At 51.9% G+C, this 25,242-nt stretch carries 27 protein-coding genes and 1 riboswitch; of the genes, 8 read left to right on the top strand and 19 right to left on the bottom strand.

Translation table 11 applies throughout. The features are described from left to right. Positions 1 to 9 precede the first annotated feature (9 nt). From fabF to BUB67_RS11365, 10 genes are all read right to left on the bottom strand, one after another. Entirely contained in the window at positions 10 to 1,251 is a 1,242-nt protein-coding gene (gene fabF / locus BUB67_RS11410; RefSeq protein ID WP_073239557.1) for a beta-ketoacyl-ACP synthase II, read from the bottom strand. Positions 1,252 to 1,314: 63 nt separating this feature from the next. Then, positions 1,315 to 1,572, bottom strand: a complete 258-nt coding sequence (gene acpP / locus BUB67_RS11405) for an acyl carrier protein (protein ID WP_200798165.1) — start codon at positions 1,570 to 1,572, stop codon at positions 1,315 to 1,317. Between the two features lie 55 nt (positions 1,573 to 1,627). Then, complete coding sequence (gene fabG / locus BUB67_RS11400; protein ID WP_073239555.1) at positions 1,628 to 2,371, bottom strand: 3-oxoacyl-[acyl-carrier-protein] reductase; 744 nt, start codon at positions 2,369 to 2,371, stop codon at positions 1,628 to 1,630. Between the two features lies 1 nt (position 2,372). Further along, positions 2,373 to 3,317, bottom strand: a complete 945-nt coding sequence (fabD, locus tag BUB67_RS11395) for an ACP S-malonyltransferase (RefSeq protein ID WP_073239554.1) — start codon at positions 3,315 to 3,317, stop codon at positions 2,373 to 2,375. Between the two features lie 3 nt (positions 3,318 to 3,320). After that, complete coding sequence (gene fabK, locus BUB67_RS11390; protein WP_073239553.1) at positions 3,321 to 4,268, bottom strand: enoyl-[acyl-carrier-protein] reductase FabK; 948 nt, start codon at positions 4,266 to 4,268, stop codon at positions 3,321 to 3,323. Further along, positions 4,258 to 5,280, bottom strand: a complete 1,023-nt coding sequence (locus BUB67_RS11385; RefSeq protein ID WP_073239552.1) for a beta-ketoacyl-ACP synthase III — start codon at positions 5,278 to 5,280, stop codon at positions 4,258 to 4,260. Before BUB67_RS11385 ends, fabK begins: the two co-directional genes overlap by 11 nt. After that, positions 5,281 to 6,288 carry a phosphate acyltransferase PlsX gene (gene plsX, locus BUB67_RS11380; protein WP_073239551.1) on the bottom strand — a complete coding sequence of 336 codons (1,008 nt, stop codon included), beginning with the start codon at positions 6,286 to 6,288 and terminating at the stop codon, positions 5,281 to 5,283. It abuts the gene before it with no gap. Next, positions 6,285 to 6,857: a transcription factor FapR gene (gene fapR, locus BUB67_RS11375; protein WP_073239550.1), complete on the bottom strand. Its 573-nt coding sequence runs from the start codon at positions 6,855 to 6,857 to the stop codon at positions 6,285 to 6,287. Before fapR ends, plsX begins: the two co-directional genes overlap by 4 nt. A 139-nt stretch (positions 6,858 to 6,996) precedes the next feature. Then, positions 6,997 to 7,182, bottom strand: coding sequence for a 50S ribosomal protein L32 (gene rpmF, locus BUB67_RS11370; protein WP_073239549.1), 186 nt, complete (start codon positions 7,180 to 7,182; stop codon positions 6,997 to 6,999). A 23-nt stretch (positions 7,183 to 7,205) separates the two neighbouring features. Continuing rightward, positions 7,206 to 7,721: a YceD family protein gene (locus tag BUB67_RS11365; RefSeq protein ID WP_073239548.1), complete on the bottom strand. Its 516-nt coding sequence runs from the start codon at positions 7,719 to 7,721 to the stop codon at positions 7,206 to 7,208. A gap of 166 nt (positions 7,722 to 7,887) precedes the next feature. On the opposite strand from BUB67_RS11365, the gene ylbJ reads away from it, so the two are divergent. The 3 genes from ylbJ to BUB67_RS11350 all read left to right on the top strand — a co-directional run bounded on the left by ylbJ (position 7,888) and on the right by BUB67_RS11350 (position 12,466). Further along, positions 7,888 to 9,141, top strand: a complete 1,254-nt coding sequence (gene ylbJ / locus BUB67_RS11360; RefSeq protein WP_073239547.1) for a sporulation integral membrane protein YlbJ — start codon at positions 7,888 to 7,890, stop codon at positions 9,139 to 9,141. Positions 9,142 to 9,273: 132 nt separating this feature from the next. Further along, positions 9,274 to 11,379 (top strand): acetate--CoA ligase alpha subunit, encoded by a 2,106-nt coding sequence (gene acs / locus BUB67_RS11355; protein ID WP_073239596.1) that lies wholly within the window; start codon positions 9,274 to 9,276, stop codon positions 11,377 to 11,379. A gap of 37 nt (positions 11,380 to 11,416) precedes the next feature. Beyond that, the gene (locus tag BUB67_RS11350) at positions 11,417 to 12,466 is read left to right on the top strand and encodes a phosphotransacetylase family protein (protein WP_073239546.1); all 1,050 of its coding nucleotides are present in this window, start codon (positions 11,417 to 11,419) and stop codon (positions 12,464 to 12,466) included. A 94-nt stretch (positions 12,467 to 12,560) separates the two neighbouring features. Here BUB67_RS11350 and BUB67_RS11345 read toward each other — a convergent pair whose 3' ends face one another. From BUB67_RS11345 to rsmD, 3 genes are read right to left on the bottom strand one after another with little or no spacing between them, the layout of a single operon-like run. Next, positions 12,561 to 13,001 carry an ATPase gene (locus tag BUB67_RS11345; protein ID WP_073239545.1) on the bottom strand — a complete coding sequence of 147 codons (441 nt, stop codon included), beginning with the start codon at positions 12,999 to 13,001 and terminating at the stop codon, positions 12,561 to 12,563. 18 nt (positions 13,002 to 13,019) lie between these two features. Beyond that, positions 13,020 to 13,508: a pantetheine-phosphate adenylyltransferase gene (gene coaD / locus BUB67_RS11340; RefSeq protein WP_073239544.1), complete on the bottom strand. Its 489-nt coding sequence runs from the start codon at positions 13,506 to 13,508 to the stop codon at positions 13,020 to 13,022. Positions 13,509 to 13,520: 12 nt separating this feature from the next. Further along, the gene (rsmD, locus tag BUB67_RS11335) at positions 13,521 to 14,120 is read right to left on the bottom strand and encodes a 16S rRNA (guanine(966)-N(2))-methyltransferase RsmD (protein ID WP_274377241.1); all 600 of its coding nucleotides are present in this window, start codon (positions 14,118 to 14,120) and stop codon (positions 13,521 to 13,523) included. Positions 14,121 to 14,241: 121 nt separating this feature from the next. On the opposite strand from rsmD, the gene gpr reads away from it, so the two are divergent. After that, positions 14,242 to 15,228: a GPR endopeptidase gene (gpr, locus tag BUB67_RS11330; protein ID WP_073239542.1), complete on the top strand. Its 987-nt coding sequence runs from the start codon at positions 14,242 to 14,244 to the stop codon at positions 15,226 to 15,228. Positions 15,229 to 15,244: 16 nt separating this feature from the next. On the opposite strand, the gene BUB67_RS11325 is transcribed toward gpr, so the two are convergent. Next, positions 15,245 to 15,427 (bottom strand): hypothetical protein, encoded by a 183-nt coding sequence (locus BUB67_RS11325; RefSeq protein WP_238457036.1) that lies wholly within the window; start codon positions 15,425 to 15,427, stop codon positions 15,245 to 15,247. A gap of 91 nt (positions 15,428 to 15,518) precedes the next feature. Continuing rightward, positions 15,519 to 17,576 (bottom strand): ATP-dependent DNA helicase RecG, encoded by a 2,058-nt coding sequence (gene recG / locus BUB67_RS11320; protein ID WP_073239540.1) that lies wholly within the window; start codon positions 17,574 to 17,576, stop codon positions 15,519 to 15,521. Between the two features lie 177 nt (positions 17,577 to 17,753). Here recG and rpmB point away from each other — a divergent pair, with 177 nt between their 5' ends. Then, a complete protein-coding gene (gene rpmB, locus BUB67_RS11315) occupies positions 17,754 to 17,942 on the top strand; it encodes a 50S ribosomal protein L28 (RefSeq protein WP_073239539.1) in 189 nt (62 codons plus the stop codon). Between the two features lie 77 nt (positions 17,943 to 18,019). Here rpmB and ribH read toward each other — a convergent pair whose 3' ends face one another. Genes ribH through ribD form a run of 4 tightly spaced genes read right to left on the bottom strand, consistent with a single transcriptional unit; the run spans position 18,020 to position 21,544 of the window. After that, entirely contained in the window at positions 18,020 to 18,496 is a 477-nt protein-coding gene (gene ribH / locus BUB67_RS11310) for a 6,7-dimethyl-8-ribityllumazine synthase (RefSeq protein ID WP_073239538.1), read from the bottom strand. 36 nt (positions 18,497 to 18,532) lie between these two features. After that, positions 18,533 to 19,765, bottom strand: a complete 1,233-nt coding sequence (locus tag BUB67_RS11305) for a bifunctional 3,4-dihydroxy-2-butanone-4-phosphate synthase/GTP cyclohydrolase II (protein ID WP_073239537.1) — start codon at positions 19,763 to 19,765, stop codon at positions 18,533 to 18,535. A 13-nt stretch (positions 19,766 to 19,778) separates the two neighbouring features. Further along, entirely contained in the window at positions 19,779 to 20,432 is a 654-nt protein-coding gene (locus tag BUB67_RS11300) for a riboflavin synthase (RefSeq protein WP_073239536.1), read from the bottom strand. Continuing rightward, positions 20,417 to 21,544 carry a bifunctional diaminohydroxyphosphoribosylaminopyrimidine deaminase/5-amino-6-(5-phosphoribosylamino)uracil reductase RibD gene (gene ribD / locus BUB67_RS11295; protein ID WP_073239535.1) on the bottom strand — a complete coding sequence of 376 codons (1,128 nt, stop codon included), beginning with the start codon at positions 21,542 to 21,544 and terminating at the stop codon, positions 20,417 to 20,419. The genes BUB67_RS11300 and ribD overlap by 16 nt, the downstream gene beginning before the upstream one ends. A 110-nt stretch (positions 21,545 to 21,654) precedes the next feature. Beyond that, positions 21,655 to 21,782, bottom strand: a riboswitch (FMN riboswitch). A 198-nt stretch (positions 21,783 to 21,980) separates the two neighbouring features. On the opposite strand from ribD, the gene BUB67_RS11290 reads away from it, so the two are divergent. From BUB67_RS11290 to BUB67_RS16945, 3 genes are all read left to right on the top strand, one after another. Next, on the top strand, positions 21,981 to 22,337 hold the full coding sequence (locus BUB67_RS11290; protein WP_073239534.1) for an ArsR/SmtB family transcription factor: 357 nt from the start codon (positions 21,981 to 21,983) through the stop codon (positions 22,335 to 22,337). Further along, positions 22,330 to 24,522 (top strand): heavy metal translocating P-type ATPase, encoded by a 2,193-nt coding sequence (locus tag BUB67_RS11285; protein WP_073239533.1) that lies wholly within the window; start codon positions 22,330 to 22,332, stop codon positions 24,520 to 24,522. The genes BUB67_RS11290 and BUB67_RS11285 overlap by 8 nt, the downstream gene beginning before the upstream one ends. A 576-nt stretch (positions 24,523 to 25,098) precedes the next feature. After that, positions 25,099 to 25,242 (top strand): DUF6431 domain-containing protein (locus BUB67_RS16945; protein WP_238457037.1); only part of this gene is annotated, 144 nt, incomplete at its 3' end.

Here is a 25,242-nt window from a genome sequence, read left to right as displayed (position 1 = left end):
CACCCGGATCTAAGGTCTGAACTTTTTAAATGCCAGTGTAACGTTATGCCCGCCAAATCCGAAGGAATTGGAAAGGGCCACATGCACAGTCATTTTACGTGCCTGATTGGGAACAAAATCCAAATCACAGGCCGGGTCGGGGTTTTCCAAATTGATGGTAGGGGGTACAAGATCATCCCGAATGGCAAGTACAGTGGCAATCCCTTCCACCGCTCCGGCAGCCCCCAGCATATGCCCCGTCATGGATTTGGTTGAACTGACGGTCAGTTTGTAGGCATGATCGCCAAACACTTTCTTGATGGCGACTACTTCGGCGACATCTCCCACCGGGGTGGAGGTACCATGGGCGTTAATGTACTGCACATCCTCGGGTTTTAAGTCCCCGTCAGCCAAAGCCATCTTCATAGCTGCGGCAGCCCCGGAACCTTCCGGGTCGGGAGCGGTAATATGATAAGCATCGCAGGAACTGCCATACCCTACAATTTCCGCATAAATGTTGGCCCCCCGTTTTTGGGCGTGCTCCAGCGTCTCCAGAACCATCATGGCAGCGCCTTCCCCCATGACAAAGCCATCCCGGTCAGCATCAAAGGGCCTGCTGGCCCGTACCGGTTCTTCATTTCTGGTGGACATGGCTTTCATAGCACAAAAACCGGCTACTGACAGAGGAGTTATGGGGGCTTCGGTGCCTCCGGTGATCACCACTTCTGCACCGCCCCGCTGGATTAATTTAAAAGCATCCCCAATGGCATTACCGCTGGAAGCACAGGCGGTAATAGCCGTAATGTTGGGGCCCCGCAATCCAAATTTAATGGCGATCTGGCCGGCCGCCATGTTGGCAATCATCATCGGAATTAAGAAGGGACTGATACGGCTGGGACCACGGTTTACTAGGACGCGGCACTGTTCCTCAAAGGTTTCCATGCCACCGATCCCCGACCCCACAATGACACCGGTACGGTCTTTATCAAGGGACTGCAGGTCCATGCCGGCATCCTCAATGGCCATGGCCGCTGCCACCACTGCATACTGGGAAAACTTATCCATGCGGCGGCCTTCTTTTTTATCTATATACTTGGAATAATCAAAATCCTTAACCTCACCCGCAATTTGCGTGCTGTATTCGGACGGGTCGAACCTGGTTATTCTGGCAATTCCGGAAACCCCCGCTGTAAGGGCGTTCCAGAAATTATCCAGCCCGGTACCAACGGGAGAAATCACCCCCATGCCGGTTATAACAACCCGTTTTGACAAAGTCATTTCCTCCTTACATTTGAAAAAAGTCCCGGATTATAAATGCCGGGACTTTTACCATTATTACAGGCGGTCCTGAATAAAATTAACGGCATCGCCAACGGTGCGAATTTTTTCGGCCTCTTCATCGGGGATTTCCAGGCCGAACTCTTCTTCCAAAGCCATGACCAGCTCAACAATATCAAGAGAATCAGCGCCCAGATCATCCACAAAGGAAGCGTCCATGGTTACATCTGCTTCATCAACACCCAGTTGATCTACAATAATTGCTTTAATCCTGTCAAAGGTTGCCAAGTTGTTCACCCCCTTCCGGGATCTCATCAATCTATTCATACAAAGTATTTAATTTCGAGGTAGAGTTTTGTACCCCGAACCTTTACATTACAATGCCACCGTCCACACCAATGACCTGCCCGGTGATATAGCTGCAAAAATCACTGGCCAGGAAGGCTACCACGCCGGCAACATCTTCCGGAGTACCCAGGCGATTTAGAGCAATGGAGGAAGTCAGTCTCTCCTTAGCCTCAGGGGTCAGGTGTTCGGTCATATCGGTCATGATAAAACCGGGCGCCACTGCGTTCACTGTAATATTTCTGGGGCCCAGTTCCTTGGCCATGGACTTGGTAAGCCCAATGAGACCGGCTTTGGCAGCGGCATAGTTGGCCTGCCCCGGGTTACCATAGAGACCCACCACGGAAGAAACATTGATAATGCGCCCGTAACGGGCCTTCACCATGGGACGGGCCACCGCTTTAATGGTATTAAAGGCGGACTTAAGGTTTACTGCCATGACCGTGTCCCAATCTTCTTCTTTCATTCTCAGGATTAAATTGTCCCGGGTAATCCCGGCATTATTCACCAGGATATCCACTTTGCCGAATTCTGCAATGACGGTATCCACCATCTGTTGCACCTGGCGGGTATCGGACACATCGGCTTGATAAACCAGCGCCCGGCGGCCAATCTTGCGGACGGCCTCAGCCGTTTCTTCCGCAGCATCGGCTCTGCCGGCATAGTTAATAACGATATCGGCCTGGGCCCCGGCCATGGCCAGAGCAATGGCTTTGCCGATTCCCCTGGAAGCGCCGGTGACAATGGCAACTTTGCCGCTCAGAAACATTTTAGCCAACCTCCTTGAACTCTGCAAGGACTTTTTCCAGGCTTGCCAAATCTTCTACGTTGTTTGTCCTTATTTCCTTGTTTATTTTTTTTACCAGGCCGCATAAAACCTTCCCCGGCCCTAATTCTATCATGGCACTGATTCCCTCCTCAGCCATCCTTTGCACGCTGTCTTCCCAGAGCACCGCCCCGCACACCTGCCTGGCCAGTAAATCTCTTATTTCAGAAGCATTGCGGACATAGTCGGCGCTGATGTTGGCTATCACCGGGATGTCCGGATCTTGGACCTCAATCTGTGCCAAGACCTCTGCCAGTCTTTCGCTGGCCGAGCGCATTAAGCTGGAGTGGAAGGGGCCGCTGACCGCCAGTTCGACGGCTCTTTTTGCCCCTGCCTGACGGCAGAGTTCCATGGCTTTTTGCAGCGGCTCCCATTGACCGGCAATCACCACCTGGCCGGGACAGTTAAAATTCACCGGTTCCACCACCCCGTAGGCGGCTGCCTCGCGGCAACTGGCAATCACCTTTTGCCGGTCCAGTCCCAGGATGGCTGCCATACCGCCCAATCCCACCGGTGCAGCCTCCTGCATAAATTGACCCCTTTGGCGAACCACCTTGATGGCGTCCGAGTACCTGAGGGAACCGGCAGCCACCAGAGCAGCATATTCCCCCAGGCTGTGCCCGGCCACCGCCTGAGGCTTTAGTCCGCACTCCTGCTGCAAAACTCTGAGGGCAGCCATACTGACAGCCAGGATGGCCGGTTGGGTATTGACGGTACGGTTTAATTCCTCCGCCGGTCCCTCAAAACACAATTTGGTCAAGCCAAACCCCAAAGTATCATCTGCTTCTTCCAGGGTTTCACGACAAACTTTAAAATTGTTATACAGTTCCCGGCCCATTCCCACATACTGGGAACCCTGTCCGGGGAAAATAAAGGCAGTCTTTAACAATTCCTAAAACTCCCCTTTGCTCAGTCGGCTCAAGACTTGTTCAGCGCCGGTTACAATGTCTTTAATGATCTCCGCTGCCGGTTCAACTCTTTTAATCATGCCGCAGACCTGGCCGGCCATGACGGAACCTTCCTGAATGTCGCCTTCCACCATGGCCATACGCAGGCGGCCGACGCCCAATTTTTCCAACTCCTCCACCGGCGCCCCCTGGCGTTCTTTTTCTTCAAATTGCTTGGCTAACTTATTACGTATAATGCGCACAGGATGCCCGGTGGTACGGCCAGTTACCACGGTATCACGGTCTTTGGCCTTCACCAGCAGCTGCTTCACATTATCATGAATGGTACATTCTGTGGCGCACATGAAGCGGGTTCCCATCTGGATACCCTGGGCCCCTAGGGCTAGGGCTGCCACCAGCCCCCTGCCGTCAAAAAATCCGCCTGCAGCGATGACGGGGATGTCCACCGCATCCACCACCTGGGGTACCAGGGGCATGGTATGCAGTTCGCCAATGTGGCCGCCGGACTCGCCACCCTCGGCGATCACCGCATCCACCCCAGCCCTGGCCATCCGTTGGGCCAGCGCCACCGATGGGATGACGGGAATGACTTTGGTACCCACTTCCTTCAGCCGGGGAATGAATTTTCCGGGGTTGCCGGCGCCGGTGGTGACCACCGGTACTCTCTCACGAACAATCAACTCCATGTTTTGTTCTACAAAGGGGGACATCAGCATGACGTTAACCCCAAAGGGTTTATTGGTAAGGACTTTGGCCTTTTTGATCTGTTCCTCCAACCATTCCGTGGGAGCATGCCCCGAACCGATAATACCCAGACCACCGGCCTCGGAGACCGCCGCAGCCAGTTCAGCTGTGGAAACCCAGGCCATACCGCCTTGTAAAATTGGGTATTCAATTTCCAGCAAATCGCACAACTTGGTTCTAAGTTTCATTACTCTCCCCCTCCCCTTTACTCCACTTTAGAACAATACCGCCGGAAGTGAGGCCCGCTCCGAAGGCCACCATGACGATGTTGTCTCCGGCTTTAACACGTCCGGATTTTACTGCCTCATCCAGGGCCAATGGAATGGAAGCCGACGAAGTGTTGCCGTAACGGTCTAAATTTACCACCACTTTCTCCATGGGTAACTTCAGCTTCCTGGCGGCGTGTTCAATAATTCGAATATTGGCCTGGTGGGGTATCAGCAAGTCAATATCCTCCAGTCGGAGATTGGCCGCCTTAATTAAATGAATGGACTCCTCCTCCATGACCCTGGTGGCATAACGGAATACTTCTTTCCCGTTCATATGAACATAATGAAGTTTTTTCTCGACGGTTACCGGGTCGGCCGGCATTTTGGCGCCCCCGGCCGGGATATACAGATGCTCCCAGCCGGCGCCCTCGGCGCTTAATTTACTGGCCAGGATGCCTTCCCCGGGAGCCACCGGGCCGACAACCACAGCGCCGGCTCCGTCCCCAAACAACACGCAGGTATTGCGGTCTTGCCAGTTGATAATTCTGGATAATACCTCCGCACCAATGACCAGGATTCGTTTCATGGCCCCGGTGGCAATAAACTGGGATGCGATGGTGAGCCCATAAACAAAACCGCTGCAGCCTGCTTCCAAGTCAAAGGCCCCTGCCTGGGGCGCCCCCAACTCTGTTTGTACCAGACAGGCGCCGGCCGGAAGTGGCATGTCCTTGGAACAAGTGGTAAGAATGATTAAATCCAGTTCTTCGGGCTTTACACCGGCGTGTTCCAACGCTTTACGAGAGGCCCGGACAGCCAGATCGGAGGTGGATACGGCCGGATCTGCAATTCTTCGCTCCCGGATACCGGTCCGCGTTGTGATCCACTCATCGCTGGTATCCACCATTTGTTCCAACTCTTTATTAGTGAGTATTCGTTCAGGCACATAACTCCCCACACCTAGGATGCCGGCCTGAATTAGGTGGTTGGGCATTTACCAGTCTCCCCCCTTAACAATCTCTTTCTCCAGGCTCACCTTAATGGCCTGAACCAACCCCTGTTCAACTGTCTCCTTGGCCACCCGGACGGCATTTTTAATGGCCCTAGCCCGTGAACTGCCATGGCTGATCACGGAGACCCCGTCTACTCCCAGCAGCGGCGCCCCGCCATACTCTGCGTAATCCATGCGCCGTTTAAAGCCGCCCATGATGTGCATAATTCTTTCACGTCCAAGGATATCTTCCAGTCTGCCCAATTCCTGCTGAAACATCCCCAAAATGGACATGGCCAAACCTTCGGCAGACTTTAAAACGACGTTTCCCACAAAACCATCGCAAACCACCACATCACCGGTGCCCAGAAAAAGATCCCTTCCTTCGATATTGCCGATAAAATTAATGTTGGTTTCCTTAAGCAGGTTATAGGCCGCCAAGGTAAGTTCGTTACCCTTGGTTTCCTCAGCGCCTATGTTCAGCAGTCCCACTTTGGGATTGGGAAGTCCCAAAATTTTTTCTGCGTACAGGGAACCCATCACTGCAAATTGTTTTAGGTGCTGGGGACGGCAATCTACATTGGCCCCCACATCCAAAAGAGCCACCACGCCACCGGCTGTGGGTAGCAGGGTGCTGATGGCAGGACGGTCAACACCTGCAATGCGACCCAGGATTAATAAAGAAGAAGCCATTTGAGCCCCGGTGCTGCCCGCAGAAACCACCGCATCGGCAGCCCCTTCCTTGACCAATTGAGTGGCCACAACAATGGAAGAGTCTTTCTTTTTGCGGATGGCGCTGACCGGGTGTTCGTCCATTCCCACTACTTCCGAAGCATGAACAATGGATATCAGTCCCCCGACATCATCTCCGTCCAATTCCCTTTGTATTTTATCCCGGTCACCAACCAAAATGATTTGAACACCTAATTCATGAGCAGCATCCCTAGCGCCACGGACAATCTCTATGGGCGCGTAATCGCCCCCCATGGCATCTAACGCAATTCTGGTCATTGATTTTCCTCCTCTTGCAAGGCAAATACCGTGAAGATCCCTTCAAATACAATGGTTTCTTTCACCCTGGAAACCACCTTAACGATGGTTTTATGACCCTTCCGGCTGCTTATTTCCGCCCTGGCAAGCACCAGATCACCAGCTTTAACGGGAAGTTTAAACAGCACCCTTGCTGAACCGGTTAAAGCAACTTCGGCATCAATAACAGCCACGGCCAGGGAATTAGCCTGTGCAAACAGGTGGTGGCCCCTGGCAACTAAATTTTTGCGAAAGATCATTTCAGGAGTTATCTTTAACATAGAAACACCATATTGACCCACCTCAATATCCAGCAGTTCCCCCACCAGTTCATCACTGCCCAGGGAACGCACCGGATGGCGGGCCTGCAGGGCTGTTTTCATACGCTCCCGAAGTTCAGGAATCTGTAATTCAGAACGGTCCAAACGAATGGTCTGAATACTAACCCCAAACAAACCTGCCAGTTCCTCATCTTTCAGCAGGGGGTTATTGGCAAGGTACCTGATTAGCTCCCTTTGTCTCAGATTTTTGGCTTTCCCACCTCTAGCCATTTTTGTTACCACCGTCAATAATTAGTACCTGGTACTAATTATACCCGGAATTTCCTTGTAATGCAAACCATTTTAAATGAATTTTCCAAAAAAAGTAAAAACCCTTTCTCGTCAACTGAGAAAGGGCTTGTATTTATCATTACTTATTGGCAGCCGCAACGACTTCGCGGTTTTTGTAATAACCACACTCGGGGCACAGATGGTGCGGTTGGATCAAGGCATGGCACTGCGGACAAGCTACCAGGCTGGGGGCTTCCAACTTCATGTTCATAGCCCGGCGTTGTCTTCCCCGATGCTTTGCAAGTTTCCTTTTCGGTACACCCATTTTCTTACACCCCCTTCAAAAAGTCAAAACTTATTATTGTTGTAATTTTTAAGAACCGCCAACCTTGGGTCAATGTCCTCAACTTGGCAATTACATGGTTGAACATTCAAGTTGCTGCCGCACTGCTGACACAGACCCCGGCAGTCGGGTGAACAAACCAAGCGCATGGGAATTTCTAACAGGAGTGATTTGATAACTTCAGGTTCAACATCAATAACATCCCCGTTGAACCCAATCATCTCCGAATCAGGATCATTGGTAAAATCATCATCCATCCTGGTGTATACTTCTTCCAGAGAACCCCGCAGGTTTAACTCAAAGGGTTCCAGGCAGTTGGCACAGTTGGTGGAGACCGTTGCCCGGGTCACTCCTTTGACATGAAAAAGTTGATTTCGATTAACCACCTCTCCGGCGGCTTCCACCGGCGTTACAAAAGTAAATATTTGACCGCCTACTTCCAAGGCCTCCAATTCCTTGCTGAAGCTAAACGAAAGTTTGTCGCCGGGTGCGTTCTTCATGTTCAGGATGTTAATTTTCACTGGTTCAAAGTCACCTCAATATTTAACAAAATTCATTATATAAAGCAGGTCCTTATTTGTCAAGGAAAAATCCTGTATATCGCGCAACTCCCCGGACCTGGTCTAAAGTCAAGGTTTTCCATTTATATATATTGTTAGGGACTTGTCTAATCCTATGCATGGGGTGATGGTTTTGCTGCCGAAAAAAAACCGGCTTACCGTGGGGCTGCGCAAACAAGATGCCCTTTCTCTTGTCTGGTTGGCTCTGGCGTTGTGTTTTGTGCTGGGGATGGTGCTCCAGCCGAAAATTGTTTACGACGGTTCCATCAACGGGCTGCAGGCCTGGTGGAACATTGTTTTCCCCTCCCTGCTGCCCTTTTTCATTGCCTCTGAAATTTTGATGAAGCTGGGCCTGGTGCGATTTATGGGTGCTTTGCTGGAACCCGTGATGCGACCGCTTTTTAATGTGCCGGGGGCGGGAGCCTTTGTGATGGTAATTGGTTTTACCAGCGGCTTTCCCATTGGCAGCATGGTTACCGCCAAACTCAGGCAGCAGGGTTTATGTAGCCGTGTGGAGGCCGAACGTTTAATTAGCTTTACCAACAATTCCAGCCCGCTGTTCATGCTGACCGCCGTGGCCGTGGGCATGTTCGGACGGCCCGACCTGGGGGTGGTAATTGCCGGCTCCCATTACCTGGCTAATATCCTGTTGGGTTTATTATTACGCTTTTACCGGCGCCATGAACCTCATGCCAACAGCCTCCCCCCTGCTGCCTGGTCCCTCAGGCAAGCTTTCCAGGTGCTGCTGCAGCAAAATCCTCAGGAAAGGCAGCCCGTCGGCCAACTGCTGGGTGAGGCGGTGGCATCCTCGGTGACCAAGCTTTTGCATATCGGTGGTTTTATCATTTTATTTGCGGTCATTATCAGGCTGCTCAGTTATGCCGGGGTCATTGATTTACTGGCCTCTTGGCTGGGTGCAGTGTTAATTCCTATGGGGTTGTCACCGGACATCTTAACGGCCCTGGCCAGCGGGGTGTTTGAAATGACCATCGGCACCAAACTGGCCTCCGAAGCAGCCGCTCCGGAATTGCAGCGCCTCATGGCGGTGGCCATGATCCTGGGGTGGAGCGGGCTTTCTATCCACGCCCAGGTGGCCAGCATGATCGCCAAAACCGATATCCGCATGGGGTTGTTTGTGGTAACACGCATGGCCCATGGGGCCCTGGCTGCTTTTTTTACCTTTTTATTTTATAACCCCGAAGGATCGGGTGCCACGCCGGTTTTACCGGCATTGGCGCCGGTGTTTGATTTCTATTCTTACCCTTTCCTTGCCATGGTCGCCATTTCTTTCCTGGGTATGGTTGTCTCTATTGTGTTATTAACCCTGTTTGGCTTTTCCCTGCAGATTTTGTGGCGGCTGGGTAAAATTTTTTGCCGTTAGTCATTTAATTTTTTATTGAAAAAAGGTATTGGGGGCTCTGCCGTGGAAAAAACTACATCATATTTACATAACCAGCCTGTTCTGTTTGGGAAGAAGTTTATGTGGGATTTATGTGTAGGGAAGGTGAAAGCAATGGCAGACTTAACACCCTTGTTTAATGTGAAGTCCGTGGCCATTATCGGGGCGTCCAACAAACCGGGTAAAATCGGCAATGTGATTGTTAAAAATATCATTGAAAGCGGTTTTGCCGGTAAGATTTTTCCCATTAACCCCAAAGAAACAGAAATAGAAGGGTTACCCTGCTACAGCAGCGTCAGTCAGGCGCCGGACAAGATTGACCTGGCCGTTGTTTGCGTGCCGGCCAAATTCTGCCCCGATGTGATGGAAGAGTGCGGCAAGACGGGGATCAAGTATGCCGTGGTAATCACAGCGGGCTTTAAGGAAGTGGGTCCGGAAGGACTGGAATTGGAGAAAAAACTTCTGTTTATTTGTAAAAAATACGGCATTCGCATGGTGGGTCCCAATTGTGTAGGAATTATGGACACCCATATCCCCATTAACACCTCCTTTGCTGCCGGTTTTCCTGTGCAAGGGGATATCGCCTTTATTTCCCAAAGCGGGGCCATGCTGGTTTCCATTATGGACTGGGCAAAGTCCATCGGCCTTGGCTTTAGCCGGGTCATCAGCCTGGGAAACAAGGCAGACCTGAACGAAGCGGATTTTATCGATGCCATGGCGGACGACCCGTTCACCAAAGTGATCCTCTGCTATATCGAAGATGTACATAACGGCAAGTATTTCCTGGAGGCAGCCAGCCGGGCCGCCAGAAAAAAACCGGTCATTGTATTGAAGTCCGGCACCAGTCAAGCCGGCGCCCTGGCCGCCTCTTCACATACCGGCGCCCTGGCCGGCAGCGACCTGGCCTATGAAACGGCCTTTACCCAGGCTGGCATTTTGCGGGCCCGTAGCATGACAGAGTTGTTTGACCTGGCCACCTGCTTTTCTTACCAGCCCCTGCCCAAGGGAGATCGTGTGGCCATTGTCACCAATGCCGGAGGACCTGGCATTGTGGCCTCGGATGCCATTGAAGAGGCCCGTTTGACCATGGCGCGCTTTGACAAGGAAACGTTGGACGCCCTGCGGGCCAACCTGCCTGCGGAAGCCAATATATATAACCCGGTGGATGTAATCGGGGACGCCAGGGCCGATCGTTACGCCTTTGCCCTGGAAGCTGTCTTAAAGGACCCCCATGTGGACAGTGTGGTTGTTTTGGTTTGTCCCACCGCCGTCACCGACCCGGAAAATATTGCCCAAAGGATTATCGAGCTGCACCGAAAATACCCCGAAAAACCACTTTTAACAGCTTATATGGGTGGGATGACTTTAGCCAAAGGTGTTAAAATTTTAACCCGGGCTAAGATTCCGGTCTTTACCTTCCCGGAACCGGCCATCCGTTCCATTGCCGGTATGGTGAATTATGTGCGCCGCATGGAAAGCCGGGTTGAAGGAGAAGAAATCCGGTATGACGATATCAACCCCGATAAAGTGAAAGCCATTTTCTATGATGTAATCCGTGACCGCCGCAGTGTCCTGCTGGGCAGTGAAGCCGCCGCCGTGGCGGAAGCCTATGGAATTTCTGCCGCTCCCGTAAAGCTTGCTATATCGCCGGAGGAAGCGGTTGCCCTGGCTGAATCCATAGGATATCCGGTGGTACTGAAGGTAGCTTCCCCCAAGATCATGCACAAAACCGATGTGGGCGGCGTTAAGATTGGTTTGAACAACGCCGAAGATGTCCGCAACGGGTTCATTGAGATTTTGGAAAACGTGCAGCGATATTTGCCTAACGTTGTTCCCTACGGCATTGAAGTCAGCAAAATGATGCCAAAGGGTACGGAATTGATTGTCGGTATGACCCGGGACATGCAGTTTGGCCCCTTGATCGCCTTCGGCTTGGGCGGCATTTACGTAAACCTGTTAAAGGATGTATCCTTCCGCCTGGCCAAGGGAATTACCCACGCTGAAATCGCCGCCATGATTGCAGAAACCAAAGCCTCTACCTTGCTCCGCGGCTACCGCGGTGAACAACCGGCGGATATGATGAGCCTCATCGATATGGTAGCCCGGGCGGCCAAGTTGATTTTAGACTTTGAAGAGATCAGTGAAATGGACATCAACCCGGTATTCGCTTATCCCGACGGGTACTCGGCCTTGGATATCAAAATCACCATCGAACTGTAGGCACGCTTTAAATATTTCAATAGGTGAGGTGTTACCAGTGAAAAACCTGTATATTATGGGTTCCGCAGGCAGTGGTAAAACAGCCATGGCAGTAGGATTGTCATTAAAGTTTAAACAGGAAGGACTCAGGGTGTCTTACTTTAAACCTGTAGGAACTTCCACTGTAACCGGCAAAGCCGATGAAGACGCCGTATTAATGAAAGAATTATTAGATATGGCAGCGCCTCTTGAGGTCATTGCGCCGACCATGGCCAGTCCCTTTTACCTCTCCCGGGGCAACCGTTCCGCTGAAATGCTGGCAACCATCAAAAGGGCTTACCAGGAAATTGCGCGCCATGCCGACCTGGTGATCATTGACAGTGCCATTTTCCCCCATATTATGGGCACCATTGGCCTGGATGCACCTTCCCTGGCGTCGGAACTTGGCGCCGGCGTGTTGTATTTGATAAATGTAAAAAACGACTACAGCCTGGACCAGTCTGTGTTCTTCAACCAGTACCTCCAATACAAGGGCGTACCGGTGCTGGGAAACATTTTTACCCATGTTCCCAGGCCCATTCAAGCAAAAATTGAAGGGGTCTATAAACCTTTGCTGGACAATCTTGGTTTTCGCACCCTGGGCATCGTTCCCAGGGTAAGGGAATTATCCTCCCCTTCGGTTGCCCAGGTACATGAACTGCTGGGCGGGGAGCTGTTAACCGGCGAGAGAAACCTGGACCTGCTGGTGGAAGACATAATGGTGGGCGCCATGACCATCGAAAGCGCACTGGGTTATCTACGGCGCTCCAACAACAAAATCTTTATCACCGGCGGCGACCGGGCGGATATGGCCCTGGCAGCCCTGGAAACCAGCACTTCCGCCATTGTCCTGACGGGCGGTCTTTATCCCGACGTAAAGGTCATCAGCCGGGCCATGGAAAAGGGCGTGCCGGTGCTGCTGGTTCATTACGATACTTACACCGCCATCGAAAAACTCAGTGAACTTTCCGGCCGGATTACCCCAAATAATAAAGAAAGCATTAACAAAGCCGTTGAAAATGTGGAACGTTATTGTGACTGGCAAGGTATTTTAAACAGCCTGAAATAAAGTCCGGGGTCAGACCCCTTTTGGAATTTATTTCCTTTAGGGGTCTGACCCCTTTAAAGCAAAAACCGGAGTGCTTCTCCGGTTAACTAATTAACTACTTTCTTAATTCATTTCTGCCCTGTTGAATTTCTTGCAGCATTTTACTTAGTTTTTCTTCCAGGGACTGCAGGATTTCATCTGCGTATTCCCGGGCGCCCTGGCGAATCTGGGCAGATACATCTTCCGCCTTTTTAATGGTCTCCTGGGCTATTTTTTCGGCCTTCTTAACTATTTCGTGATCTTCGGCCCGCTGTTCAATTTCACGGGCCACATCCTCCAACATCCGTTGGGCTTCTTTTTTGGATTCAGAGAGTACCTTATCCCTTTCTTTCACCAGCCACTTTGCCTGGCGAACTTCTTCGGGAAGCGAGGTGCGAATGCGGTCCAGGTAGTCCAGAACCCTATTCTCGTCTACCATGACCCGCCTGGTCATAGGCACCTTGGGGCTCTCCTCAATGAGTTCCTCCAGCTCATTCAGGATATTAAAGAGCTCCACAATTCTACCCCTCCTTAATTATTTACCATAACCATATTTTTCCTTTAGTTTTACAGCCACCAGATCCGGCACCATTGCGCTTAAACAGCCGTTATAAGAGGCCACTTCCTTCACTGTGGATGAACTGATGAAAGAGTATTCCGCCCGGGTCATCAGATAGACCGTTTCTAATTGCGGCGCCAATTTCTTGTTGGTGAGGGCAAAAACAAATTCACTCTCAAAATCAGTGATGGCCCGCAGCCCCCGTACAATGGCATTGGCCCCCTGTTTCAAAGCATAGTTGACCGTCAAACCGTCGTAGGAGTCCACAATAATATTGGGGTATTTATCTAACACAGATTCTAATATTTGAACCCGCTCGTCCACCGTAAAAAGGGGTTTAATCTTTTGTGGGTTCCTGGCCACTGCTACAATCAGTCGGTCAAAGAGCCCGGCAGACCGCTCGATAATATCCAGATGCCCGTTGGTGACAGGGTCGAAACTACCGGGATAGATACCAATTCGCATTCCTTTTCCCCCTTAGATGTCAAACCTATAAAATGTCAGTGCTGTATCTCCATACCGCTCCCGCCGGTATGCCTTCAAACCTTCTACCTGATCCGGCGGCAGGTCTGCCCTATCGCTTTCCACCACCAGTATGCCACCGGCGGCGAGGAGTTCCTGTTGTAAAACCTTTTCCATGGTGGGTCTCTCAAACCCTTTTTTATAGGGAGGGTCAATAAAAATTAAATCAAAAGTTTCTTTTCTTTGGCCCAGAACCTGGATACCCTTACCGACATCCATAGTAAGAATTTCTGCGTTATCAAGCATACCGCACAGCCTCAGGTTGTGGTAAATAATCCTGGCGGTATTGCGGTCCTTTTCCACCAGTACAGCTTTTTCCGCACCACGGCTGAGGGCTTCGATGGCCACAGCGCCGGTGCCGCTGAATAAATCCAAAAAACGGCTGCCCGGTACCAGAGGGGACAGAATATTAAAAAGGGCCTCCCTGACCCTGTCAGCAGTAGGTCTGGTGGACATCCCTCTGGGGCTTTTTAAATTTCTTCCCCTGGCAGAACCGGCAATGATTCGCAATCCTGAGATTCCCTTCCTTAACTGGTCTTGGTTGCTAACTTTCATTATTATAGCATAATGTATGAAAAAAATCGATTTTTTTACATTTGAGACAGGTTTTGCATAAATTGCTCATGGAAAGAACAGGATATAGGCAATGTCTTTTTAAAAGTCAAGGAGGTTTTGTATGGATCTCAACTTCTATAAAAGCAACAATATCAGTCTGGATCTGGCCGTGGAGGCCAGGGAAGTGATCCGGGGCCAAACGGGCCAGGAAATCCCAGGCTGCCGGATGGACAAAGAAACATACTCCAATGCAACCGTTACCATTGTTCACATAGAAGAGGAGTATGCAGAACAAATAATGGGCAAACCCCGGGGAACCTACATCACCATTGAAGCCCCTGCAATTCGTGAAAACAACCGCCATGTCCACCAGGAGATTGTAGAAGTCTTTGCACGTCAGCTCTCTTCCTTATTTAATCTACCTGAACACGCCAATGTGCTGGTAGTTGGCCTGGGCAACTGGAACGCCACCCCTGATGCCTTGGGCCCCAAAGTGGTGGGCATGACCCTGGTGACCCGTCATATGTACAATTATGCCCCGGAAGAAATCAGAGGCGGCATGCGTTCAGTCAGCGCCCTCTCCCCGGGAGTTTTAGGCTTGACCGGCATTGAAACGGCCGAGATCATTAAAGGTGTGGTGGACAGAATAAAGCCCGAACTAATTATCGCAGTTGACGCCCTGGCTTCCCGGTCGGTGGAACGGATCGGCACCACCATTCAACTGGCCGATACGGGTATCGCACCCGGCTCAGGGGTGGGAAACAAGCGGGCCGGTATCAATAAAGAGTCCATGGGTGTGCCCGTCATTGCCATCGGGGTTCCCACCGTTGTGCCGGCCGCCATCATTGCCGGTGAAACGCTGGACCGCCTGGCTGAACAAACCAAAAACAATCCTAATTTACAAGGAATTTATCAATTTATGAATTCCGAAGCCATTCAACCCATCGTCAACGCCGTCCTGCAGCCCTATACATCCGCCCAGTTGATGGTGACGCCCAAGGAAATTGATACGTTGATTGAGAATACCGCAAAAATCATTGCCGGGGGTATTTCCCTGGCCCTGCACCCGTCCATAGCCGCTGATGAATACAGTCAGTATTTGCACTGATACCTAAATTCCAGGATTAAATTGCGGCATAATTGCCGTGGTCCGTTTTGGTCAGGGAATCCGCGCCGGTGGTGGGCTGGGTCAAGCCAATTTTATTGCCCTCGTCCACAAAACCGATTTCCTGTCCCACTTCAAACCGGATTTCATCATTGGCCCTTTGCTTCAACAGGAGATCCTTCTCATTTTTGTTTTTTGGCACGGTCATCACTCCTCGAACTTATTGTTTGTCCAAGACTTCCCGGCATAACAAGCAAATTCTAACAAAAAAGGCGTGGTTTTTCTGCCACGCCTTAACTTACATCGCTGTATTTTATGAAATCGGGGAAACGCCGGGCAAACTGCTCAAAAAGCAGCTTGTTTTGCGGTTGCAGTAAATAGGGGTCCTCCTTCAGCAAACGTTCCGCTTCCCTTTTGGCTTGTTCAATTTCCCGGCTGTCCCGCACCAGATTGGCCATTTTGAAATCGGGCAGCCCGGACTGGCGGGTGCCGAAAAATTCACCGGGGCCCCGGAGTTTCAGGTCTTCCTCCGCCAGCGCAAAACCGTCCTGGGTACGGCACATGGCCGCCAGACGCTCCTTGGCCTCCCTGGTGACGGGGTCCCCTACCATAATGCAGTAAGACTGGTGGCTGCCCCGGCCCACTCTGCCCCTTAACTGGTGCAACTGGGCCAGCCCAAATCTCTGGGCGTCCCAAATGACCATGACCGTGGCATTGGGCACATCCACCCCCACCTCAATGACGGTGGTGGAAACCAGCACATCGATGTCCCCCCGGCGAAAGCCATCCATGACGGTTTCCTTGTCCGTAGACTTCATTCTGCCGTGCAGCAGACCCACGGTATACCCCGACAGCGCTTTTTTCAACCTTTCATACAATTCAATGGCAGCCTGGGTATCAATTTTCTCCGATTCTTCCACCAGAGGGCACACCACATAGGCCTGACGGCCCTGGTCCGCCTGTTGTTTGATCAGTCCCACGGCCTTGCCCGCCTGGGCTAGGCTGAGCAGGTGGGTTTTGATGCTTTGCCTGCCAGGCGGCATCTGATCAATAACGGAGACATCCAGATCGCCGTACAGGGTTAGGGCCAGGGTCCGGGGAATGGGTGTGGCGGTCATCACCAGCACATCCGGTGTAATTCCTTTGTCCTGCAGGGCTGCCCGCTGGCGAACACCAAAGCGGTGCTGCTCATCCACCACCACCAGGGCCAGGTTCTTAAATTCGACTTCTCCTTGAATGAGGGCATGGGTACCGATCACCACCTGTATTTCCCCGCCGGCCACCCCCTCCAGAAGTTGTTTCCTGCCCCGCCGGGTGCTTCCGGTCAGCAGGGCCACCCGAATGCCTAGGGGGGTTAGAAGACCCATGATGCTTTTGGCATGTTGTTCAGCCAGCAGTTCGGTAGGAGCCATCAGGGCGCTCTGCAGGCCGGAACCGGCAGCTTTACAAAGGGCCAGGGCCGCCACCACAGTTTTACCCGCTCCCACATCCCCCTGCAGCAGGCGGTTCATGGGGTAGGGACCGACAAGGTCCGACTCAATTTCCTGCCAGACCCTTTGCTGGGCAGGCGTTAAGCGGAACGGGAGGTTTTTTAACAGCATACCGGTTAAGGATTCCTTCATATATTTATGTTTTTTGGCTTTTTTAATGTTACGGTTCCTTTGTAAGCCCAATCCCAACTGGAACAGGAACAATTCTTCCAGAATAAATCTTTTTCTCGCCCTTTCACAGGAAGAGGTATTATGAGGAAAATGAATCTCCTGCAGGGCCTCCGGCAGGCAGGGCAGATTATAGCGGTCCAGCAAGCCATCCGGCAAAAATTCTTGTACCTGGGAACCGATTTGATCCAGGGTTGTTTTCAAGAGGGTCCGCAGGAAACGCTGACTGATATTTTCGGACAAGGGGTAAATGGGTACGATCCTGCCGCTGTGCAGCCCTTCATCTCCCTCGAGAACTTCATGATCGGTGACGTGTACCTGCGGCACCCCGAACCCCCTGTCTACTTTGCCAGTAATGAGTAGCTTTTTGCCCGGAGGGTACTGTTTACGAATGTAGGGCTGATTGAACCACACGGCATAAAAGGTACCGCCGCCTTCCTGAAGGACCAGTTTGGTAATGATTAAACCCCGTCGGGGCTTAGTTTCCTGACTGGCTAGCACCGTTCCCTTTACGGTGGCAATATCTCCGTGGGCAAAGGTATGAACCGGGCGTATGATGCTTCTGTCCTGGTATTCCCTTGGGAAGTGGTAAAGCAGATCCCAAAGGGTGAAGATGCCCATTCGTTCCAGTTGTTTGGCCCTCCGGGGTCCTACCCCTTTAAGGAATTGTACCGGTTTGTTCAAGTCTGCCATTCACAATCACCAGTTTCAAAACATATGTTCCATTATAGCATGGGCACAATTTCCATGGGTAGCAAGAATTCATAAATTTTCGTTTGATTTTGGTTTTATTTGTGGTATACTAACCTAGTGAGATTATTGGAGTATACTTTGTGACATAGGGTTATTGTCGTTAAAGGAGGTGTAACAATGGCCAAGTGCGCGATTTGTGACAAAGGTGTTACCGTTGGCATTAAGTTAAGCCACTCCCATATCCGGACCAAGCGGACCTGGAGCCCCAACTTACAAAGGGTAAAAGCCATCGTAGACGGTTCCCCCAAGCGGATTATGGTTTGCACCCGTTGTCTCCGGAGCGGAAAAGTTCAGCGGGCTATCTAGTTGCACCCTCTCTAAAAAAACAGTTCCTAAAACGGCCTCGGGCCGTTTTTTATTTTAACAAACATTTCCAAAAGGGGTCAGACCCCTTTTGGAAATGTTTTCATCAGGTTGGCCATTTCAATGGCGGTGTTGGCGGCTTCCCAGCCCTTGTTACCGGCTTTGGTACCGGCCCGTTCAATGGCTTGTTCAATGGTATCCACAGTTAGAACGCCGAAAATAACGGGTAAACCGGCATCCAGCCCAACCTTGGCAACCCCTTTGGAGACCTCCGCCGCCACATAATCGAAGTGCGGTGTGGCGCCCCGGATGATGGCTCCCAGGCAAATCACCCCGTCATAACGGCCAAGTGTTGCCATTTTCTTAGCCACCAGGGGGATTTCAAAGGCGCCGGGAACCCAGGCGATGTCAATATCCTGGTCCTCTACCCCGTGGCGTTTTAAAGCGTCCAGTGCACCGCTTAGCAATTTGTTGGTGATAAATTCGTTAAAACGTCCCACCACGATACCAAATTTTAACCCCTGTCCCAGCAAATGTCCTTCAAAAACTCTCGGCATAAATTCGTCCTCCTGTATGTTTACTAAATTGCATCTTTATTCGTTTACCGGTTTTTGGGCCCTTTCATCCAGGGTGAGCAGGTGCCCCAGTTTGCATTTTTTGGTGCTTAGGTATTTTTTGTTGGCCTTGCCGGCCGGGATTTCAATGGGTACCCGGTCCACCACTTCCAGCCCGTACCCTTCCAACCCTGCAATCTTGCGGGGGTTATTGGTCAGTAAACGGATTTTTTTCAGGCCCAGGTCGGCCAAAATCTGAGCGCCGATGCCGTAGTCCCTGAGGTCGGCCGGGAAACCCAGAGCCAGGTTGGCTTCTACAGTATCGGCCCCCATATCCTGCAGTTTATAGGCTCTGATCTTGTTCATGAGACCAATGCCCCGTCCCTCCTGTCTCATGTACAGAAGTACACCCACACCTTCCTTCTCAATGGCCTGCAAGGCCCGGGCCAGCTGATCCCCACAGTCACAGCGGCAGGAACCAAAGACATCGCCTGTCAGACATTCGGAGTGTACCCTTACCAGGGGAGCTTCAACGCTGGAAAGATCCCCTTTCACCAGGGCAATATGCCCTTTGCCGTCAATTAAGCTTTCATAACCGATGGCAATAAAATCGCCATACTTAGTGGGCATTTTGGCAGATTCCACTCTTCTTACGAACTTTTCATGATGCCGGCGATATTTAATGAGATCCGCAATGGTGACTATTTTCAAATTATGAGTTTTGCAAAACTCAATCAACTCCGGCACCCTGGCCATGGTTCCGTCGTCCTTCATAATCTCACAAATGACACCGGCGGATTTCAGGCCGGCCAGTCTGGCCAGGTCCACCGCGGCCTCTGTATGGCCGGACCTTACCAGGACCCCGCCCTCTTTGGCCCGCAGGGGGAAGATGTGTCCCGGGCGGCGCAAATCTTCGGGTTTGGTACGGGGATCTAAAATTTTCTGAATGGTTAATGCCCTTTCAACAGCGGAAATACCGGTGGTGCACTCTTTGGCATCCACCGAGACGGTAAAGGCAGTGCCGTGGGGATCGGTGTTGTTGGTCACCATGGCCGGTAAGTTTAATTCATCCAGCCGTTCGCCGTAAATGGGCATACAGATTAATCCGCGGCCATAGGTGGCCATAAAATTAATGGCTTCGGCGGTGACCTTTTCCGCGGCCATCACCAGGTCGCCCTCGTTTTCCCTGTCTTCGTCGTCCACCACCACAATCATCTTGCCGGCCCGAATATCTTCAATGGCCTCTTCTATGGTATTAAACTTGAATGTCATAGCCTGTCCCTCCTTATAAAAATCCATGGGCGGATAAAAATTCCGGGCTTAGCTTGCTGTTTTGGGCGGGCTGCTCCTCCCGGGCTTGCAGCAGGCGTTCAATATATTTACCTAAAATATCGGCTTCCAGATTGACGGTATCCCCGATTTTTTTACTTCCCAGCACAGTGGCCTGGGCCGTATGGGGTATCAGGGAAACCCGAAACTTTTCCTGATGAAAATCTACCACTGTCAGGCTGGTGCCATCGATGGCCACCGACCCCTTTTTTATGATATATTTCATCACCTGGGGTGGCGCTTTAATGGTAACCAGCGTGGCGATATCATGCTTCTCCAGTCCGGCGATGGTTCCGACCCCGTCCACGTGGCCGGACACCAGGTGGCCGCCCAGCCGGTCACCCAGCCGCAGGGCCCGCTCCAAATTTACTTTGCTGCCCGGCCGCAGATCCCTCAAATTGGTCTTGGCCAGGGTTTCCGCCATGACATCCGCTGTAAAGACCCCGTCCCCAAAGGCGGTAACGGTGAGGCAGACGCCGTTTACCGCGATGCTGTCGCCAATCTTTACATCCTCCAGCACCTTAGAACCGAGAATGTGCAGTTTGGCGGAATCCGGGCCCCTGGAGATGCCCTTGATGGTGCCGATTTCCTCAACTATTCCGGTAAAGATAGTCTGCCACCCCTTTCCGAGGTATATCCTGTGACCAAAATATCCTCTCCCAACCTTTCCACGGACACATCATATAGTTTTATGGCGTCCTGAAGAGACGCAATTCCTTCTCCTCTCACCGGTCCGGGCGCCGCATCCCCGCCGATGATTTTGGGGGCCAGGAACCAGGCCACCTTATCCACGATGCCGGCAGCCAGGGCAGCGCCGTTCACCTGGCCGCCGCCCTCAATTAACACGCTGGTAATCTCTTTTTCACCCAGCATTTCCATCAGTTTGACAAAATCGACCCGGGAGCCTTCTCCGGGGACCACCATCACTTCTGCCCCGGCAGCCATTAAACTGGCCCTGCGTTCCACCGGCGCCCTTTCGGTGGTGGCGATGATGGTATGGGCGGCGGATAACTGGGTGAGTACCTTCGCCGCGGTGGGAGTGCGGGCGGCGCTGTCGACGATAATCCGAACGGGGTCCTTTCCCCTGCCCTCCGGCAGCCGAGCCGTCAGGGAAGGATCGTCCGCCAAAATGGTGTTAACGCCCACCAGGATGGCATCATAAATGTCCCTTAAACGGTGTCCGTACTCCCTGGCTGCATGGCCGGTAATCCATTTGGATTCCCCGGCCGCGGTGGCAATTTTTCCATCCAGGCTGGTGGCAGCCTTCAGTACCACAAAGGGCCGTTTGGTGGTGATATATTTAATAAAGACTTCATTCAGGCGAAGGGCTTCTTCTTGCAGCAGGCCGGATTGAACTTCCACCCCTGCTTCTCTTAAAACAGCCAGACCCTTACCGGCCACCAGGGGATTGGGATCGGTCATGGCCGCCACAACTCTTTTGACCCCGGCCTTTAGCAATGCCTCGGTGCAGGGACCGGTCCTGCCGTGGTGGCAGCAGGGTTCCAACGTGACATAGACGGTGGCGCCCCTGGCCTTTTCCCCGGCATCGGCCAGCGCCACCACTTCTGCATGGGCGCTGCCTGCCCTGGCATGAAACCCCTTGCCAACCACCTCGCCATCCTTCACCACAACCGCCCCCACCATGGGGTTGGGACTGGTGCGCCCCCTAGCTTTGGCTGCCAGCTCAAGGGCCATCCGCATGTAATGTCTGTCCTGGTTCAATAACGTCATCTCCCAAACAGAAAAAGTAAAACCCCGGAAAACTCCAGGGCAAAAGGGCAAAAGGGCAAAAGGACAAAGACCTAACAAAAAGACATTTTTGCCAGGCTTGCATGAACCTTCTCCCATCCAGACTTTCACTGTCGGCTCCGGCTTCTCACCGGATCTGCCCCGAGGGGCTCGCGGGCTCGGCCAAGGCCATACCGCCGGTAAGGAATTACACCTATCCCTGAAGGTCTTACTCATTTTTAATTAAGTCCATTATATTCCTGAGTTTGTTCGTATGTCAATCTTTAAATAAATTGACAAACAATGACCATCATTAAACCATTAACCTTATTGTGACCACTTCTTTTCGAAAAAATGTAGTGACAGGTGAAACCCGGTGTTATATACTACAATTAAACACTTGCTTAAATGTTTATGGGTGGTGAATGGCATGCACAATGAACGCTGTCAGGAATATTGTGTGCACAACGAAAAAATTGCCGGTCTCAAACCAGTTATGGAAGAAGCTGCTAAACTGGCGCCGTTGTTTAAGGCCCTGTCAGATGAGACCAGGGTAAAAATTATTTATGCCCTGGCCCGGCAGGAATTATGTGTATGTGATATAGCGGAGTTGACCGGCTGCACCTTGCCGGCGGTTTCTCATCATCTGCGCATTTTGCGAACTATGGGGCTGGCCAGGAGCCGTAAAGAGGGAAAATTCATTTACTACAACATTGATGACCACCATGTTTCTCAAATCATCAACGCTGCCTTTGATCATATGAAGGAGGAAAGACACAATGGGTAACGGCGCTGTTCTGGAATTTCGTCTGGAAGGCCTGTCCTGCGCCGACTGCGCGGCAAAACTGGAGCGTCAGATTGCTTCTCTGCCCGGCGTACAGGAAGCCAAATTAAATTTTACCGCCGCCAAACTGACCGTTCACGGTGATATGTCGGCAGACGCTGTTATTAACGAGGCCAGACGGGACGGTGTCAAGGCCATCCCGGCCGGTGAGTATAAAGAACAGACCGGAGCAAACTTTTGGACGAAAAACCGCTGGGCCATAACCAGCGCCATAGCAGGTTTATTATTAGCTCTGGGCTGGTGCCTGGATTATGTCCTGGAAACGGAAACGGCGGCCAGGACCTTGTACCTGGCCTGCATTGCCGCAGGCGGTTTTGCGGTGGGCCGCAAGGCGCTTTTGTCCCTCAGTCGCTTTCGCCTGGATATGAATGTACTCATGGGCGTGGCGGTTACCGGGGCCATTCTCATCGGGGAATGGAGTGAAGGGGCCACGGTGGCTTTCCTGTTCTCGGTAAGCGAAGCGCTGGAGTCCTATACCATGGATAAAGCCCGCAACTCCATCCGCCGGTTGATGAGGCTGGCGCCGGAATCGGCCGTGGTCATTCGGGACAATCAGGAAATGAGACTGCCCGTGGGCGAAATTGCCGCAGGTGACATTTTGGTGATCCGACCCGGTGAAAAAATTGCCCTGGACGGCATCATTTTATCCGGTACTTCGTCAATTAATCAGTCGGCTATCACCGGGGAGTCGGTGCCGGTGGACCGCCAACCCGGCGATGAAGTATTTGCCGGCACAATGAACGGCGAAGGCAGCCTGAAGGTGAAGGTGACCAGGCCGGTGAAGGACACCACCCTGTCCCGGATCATTCATCTGGTAGAAGAAGCCCAGGCCCAAAGGGCGCCCTCCCAAACCTTTGTGGACCGCTTTGCAGCGGTTTACACGCCGGTGGTCATGGTCCTGGCAGCACTGCTTGTCACCGTTCCTCCTTTGGTACTGGCACAACCTTGGGAACCTTGGATCTACAGGGGCCTGGCATTACTGGTGGTAGCCTGCCCCTGCGCTCTGGTGGTTTCCACACCGGTGGCCATCGTCTCGGCCATCGGCGGCAGCGCCCGGCACGGTGTGCTAATCAAGGGAGGCATTCATTTGGAAACCCTGGGACAACTGAAAGCGCTGGCCTTCGATAAAACCGGCACCCTGACCACCGGGACACCGGAGGTCACGCAAATTTTTTCTTCCCCGGGCATCTCCAAAGACAGGTTATTGACCCTGGCCGCCGCCGTAGAGCATCATTCGGAGCACCCCCTGGCCAAAGCCATACTTCGCAAGGCCAGGGCCACCTCAGAGAACGGGTACCTGCCGCCGGCGGAAAACTTCAAATCCTTTACCGGTCTTGGCGCCAGAGCAATGGTAGAAGGACATGAAATTTTTCTGGGCAGCCCCCGTTTGCTTGAGCAACAGGGCATTGCCATGGGCCCCTGGCAGGAAAAATTATCCTGCCTGCAAAGAGAAGGCCATACGGTTGTTATGGTTGCTATAGATGGAACCGTGGCTGGCTGCATTGCACTGGCGGACAGTGTCCGTCCGCAAGCCGCCGGTACCCTGGCAGCCCTTAAGAAACTTGGTATTTCACCACTGGCTATGTTAACTGGGGATCATCAGGAAACCGCCCGTTCCATTGCTCATCAAACAGGAATAGATTCCTTTCAGGCAAACCTGCTGCCCCAGGACAAAGTTTTGGCTGTCAAAGAATTGCGGGATAAAACCGGTTTCATTGGCATGGTGGGCGACGGTATCAACGACGCCCCTGCCCTGGCAGCGGCAAATACAGGCATTGCCATGGGTGGCGCAGGCAACGATACCGCCCTGGAAACCGCAGATGTGGTTTTGATGGGAGATGATTTAAGCAAGCTACCCTTTGCTGTTCGTATGGGCAGAGCGGCCAGACAGGTGATTAAACAAAATATTTTCTTTTCCATCGGCATCAAAATGCTGGCTGTACTCCTGGTATTCCCCGGCTGGCTCACCCTCTGGCTGGCCATCCTAGCGGATATGGGTACCACACTGCTGGTCACCCTCAACGGTATTCGCTTGTTAGGATTACAGCCTGAGCAGAATCTGTCTTATCCCGACAAGCATAAAAATACCCCTTGTTGCAGTGGTACTCCCGGCACCGCCGCTGGTTGACGGTAATCGAAACCCCGGTCGGGGTTTGCTGCCGACAGACTCTGGGAATGGCGAAATGGCGAAGATTTCCGGGGAAGCTGGCAAAATTAAAAGGAACACGAAGGGGGAAGGTAAATTCCGCCGGGCAGAGCATTGTTTTGGAAAAATCCTTTGTTAAATTAATTCTGCATAAGTTTAAAGGGTCCGCTCCCGAACCCGGGGCGGACCCTTTACCATTCCTCATCTGGGGACAGTTTAACGTCTTGTCCAGGACTATCTAGAACAACCTTCTTTGCAGTGAGCTACTTCACGCAGCATCCAGTGTTTGGTAAACATTCTCTTCACCTCCGGGAAAAAGTTATTATGCTTCCTATAAGATATTATATGGCTAAAATCTTACTGTTGGGGCTGAGTTAAAAAGCCCAGAAGCTGACGGTATTGCCTGTCCAGAAATAGATGGATATAATGACCATAACTTAAAGAAAGGAAAAGGACATCTCTGTAGTGCGTGGTACTGCGCCAACAGTATCACTAGAGATGTCCACCTAACAAGTATGATCATTGTATCAGATTTTTCGCTGGTTGAGAATCCTGTAAATGGCGTTTTCTGTTAGGGGTGCGGAAATAGTCCCTTGCCCTTGTTGTGGCAGAGAGTTAAGGGTAATCGGAAGCCGTCTACGCAAATCGATCAAACCATCCGGTGATATTATCGTGTTGAACATTCGTAGATTGCGGTGTACT

This window comes from Desulforamulus putei DSM 12395, assembly GCF_900129195.1.
Classification (GTDB): Bacteria; Bacillota; Desulfotomaculia; order Desulfotomaculales; family Desulfotomaculaceae; genus Desulfotomaculum; species Desulfotomaculum putei.
This window is presented reverse-complemented; position numbering and strand designations above follow the sequence as displayed.

Bases quoted from the DNA above. Each gene is read 5' to 3' on its own strand.
- acpP (WP_200798165.1), bottom strand. From the start codon at position 1,572: ATGAGATCCCGGAAGGGGGTGAACAACTTGGCAACCTTTGACAGGATT.
- fabG (WP_073239555.1), bottom strand. From the start codon at position 2,371: ATGTTTCTGAGCGGCAAAGTTGCCATTGTCACCGGCGCTTCCAGGGGA.
- fabK (WP_073239553.1), bottom strand. From the start codon at position 4,268: ATGAAACTTAGAACCAAGTTGTGCGATTTGCTGGAAATTGAATACCCA.
- BUB67_RS11385 (WP_073239552.1), bottom strand. From the start codon at position 5,280: ATGCCCAACCACCTAATTCAGGCCGGCATCCTAGGTGTGGGGAGTTAT.
- plsX (WP_073239551.1), bottom strand. From the start codon at position 6,288: ATGACCAGAATTGCGTTAGATGCCATGGGGGGCGATTACGCGCCCATA.
- fapR (WP_073239550.1), bottom strand. From the start codon at position 6,857: ATGGCTAGAGGTGGGAAAGCCAAAAATCTGAGACAAAGGGAGCTAATC.
- rpmF (WP_073239549.1), bottom strand. From the start codon at position 7,182: ATGGGTGTACCGAAAAGGAAACTTGCAAAGCATCGGGGAAGACAACGC.
- ylbJ (WP_073239547.1), top strand. From the start codon at position 7,888: ATGGTTTTGCTGCCGAAAAAAAACCGGCTTACCGTGGGGCTGCGCAAA.
- acs (WP_073239596.1), top strand. From the start codon at position 9,274: ATGGCAGACTTAACACCCTTGTTTAATGTGAAGTCCGTGGCCATTATC.
- coaD (WP_073239544.1), bottom strand. From the start codon at position 13,508: ATGCGAATTGGTATCTATCCCGGTAGTTTCGACCCTGTCACCAACGGG.
- rsmD (WP_274377241.1), bottom strand. From the start codon at position 14,120: ATGAAAGTTAGCAACCAAGACCAGTTAAGGAAGGGAATCTCAGGATTG.
- gpr (WP_073239542.1), top strand. From the start codon at position 14,242: ATGGATCTCAACTTCTATAAAAGCAACAATATCAGTCTGGATCTGGCC.
- recG (WP_073239540.1), bottom strand. From the start codon at position 17,576: ATGGCAGACTTGAACAAACCGGTACAATTCCTTAAAGGGGTAGGACCC.
- rpmB (WP_073239539.1), top strand. From the start codon at position 17,754: ATGGCCAAGTGCGCGATTTGTGACAAAGGTGTTACCGTTGGCATTAAG.
- ribH (WP_073239538.1), bottom strand. From the start codon at position 18,496: ATGCCGAGAGTTTTTGAAGGACATTTGCTGGGACAGGGGTTAAAATTT.
- BUB67_RS11305 (WP_073239537.1), bottom strand. From the start codon at position 19,765: ATGACATTCAAGTTTAATACCATAGAAGAGGCCATTGAAGATATTCGG.
- BUB67_RS11290 (WP_073239534.1), top strand. From the start codon at position 21,981: ATGCACAATGAACGCTGTCAGGAATATTGTGTGCACAACGAAAAAATT.
- BUB67_RS11285 (WP_073239533.1), top strand. From the start codon at position 22,330: ATGGGTAACGGCGCTGTTCTGGAATTTCGTCTGGAAGGCCTGTCCTGC.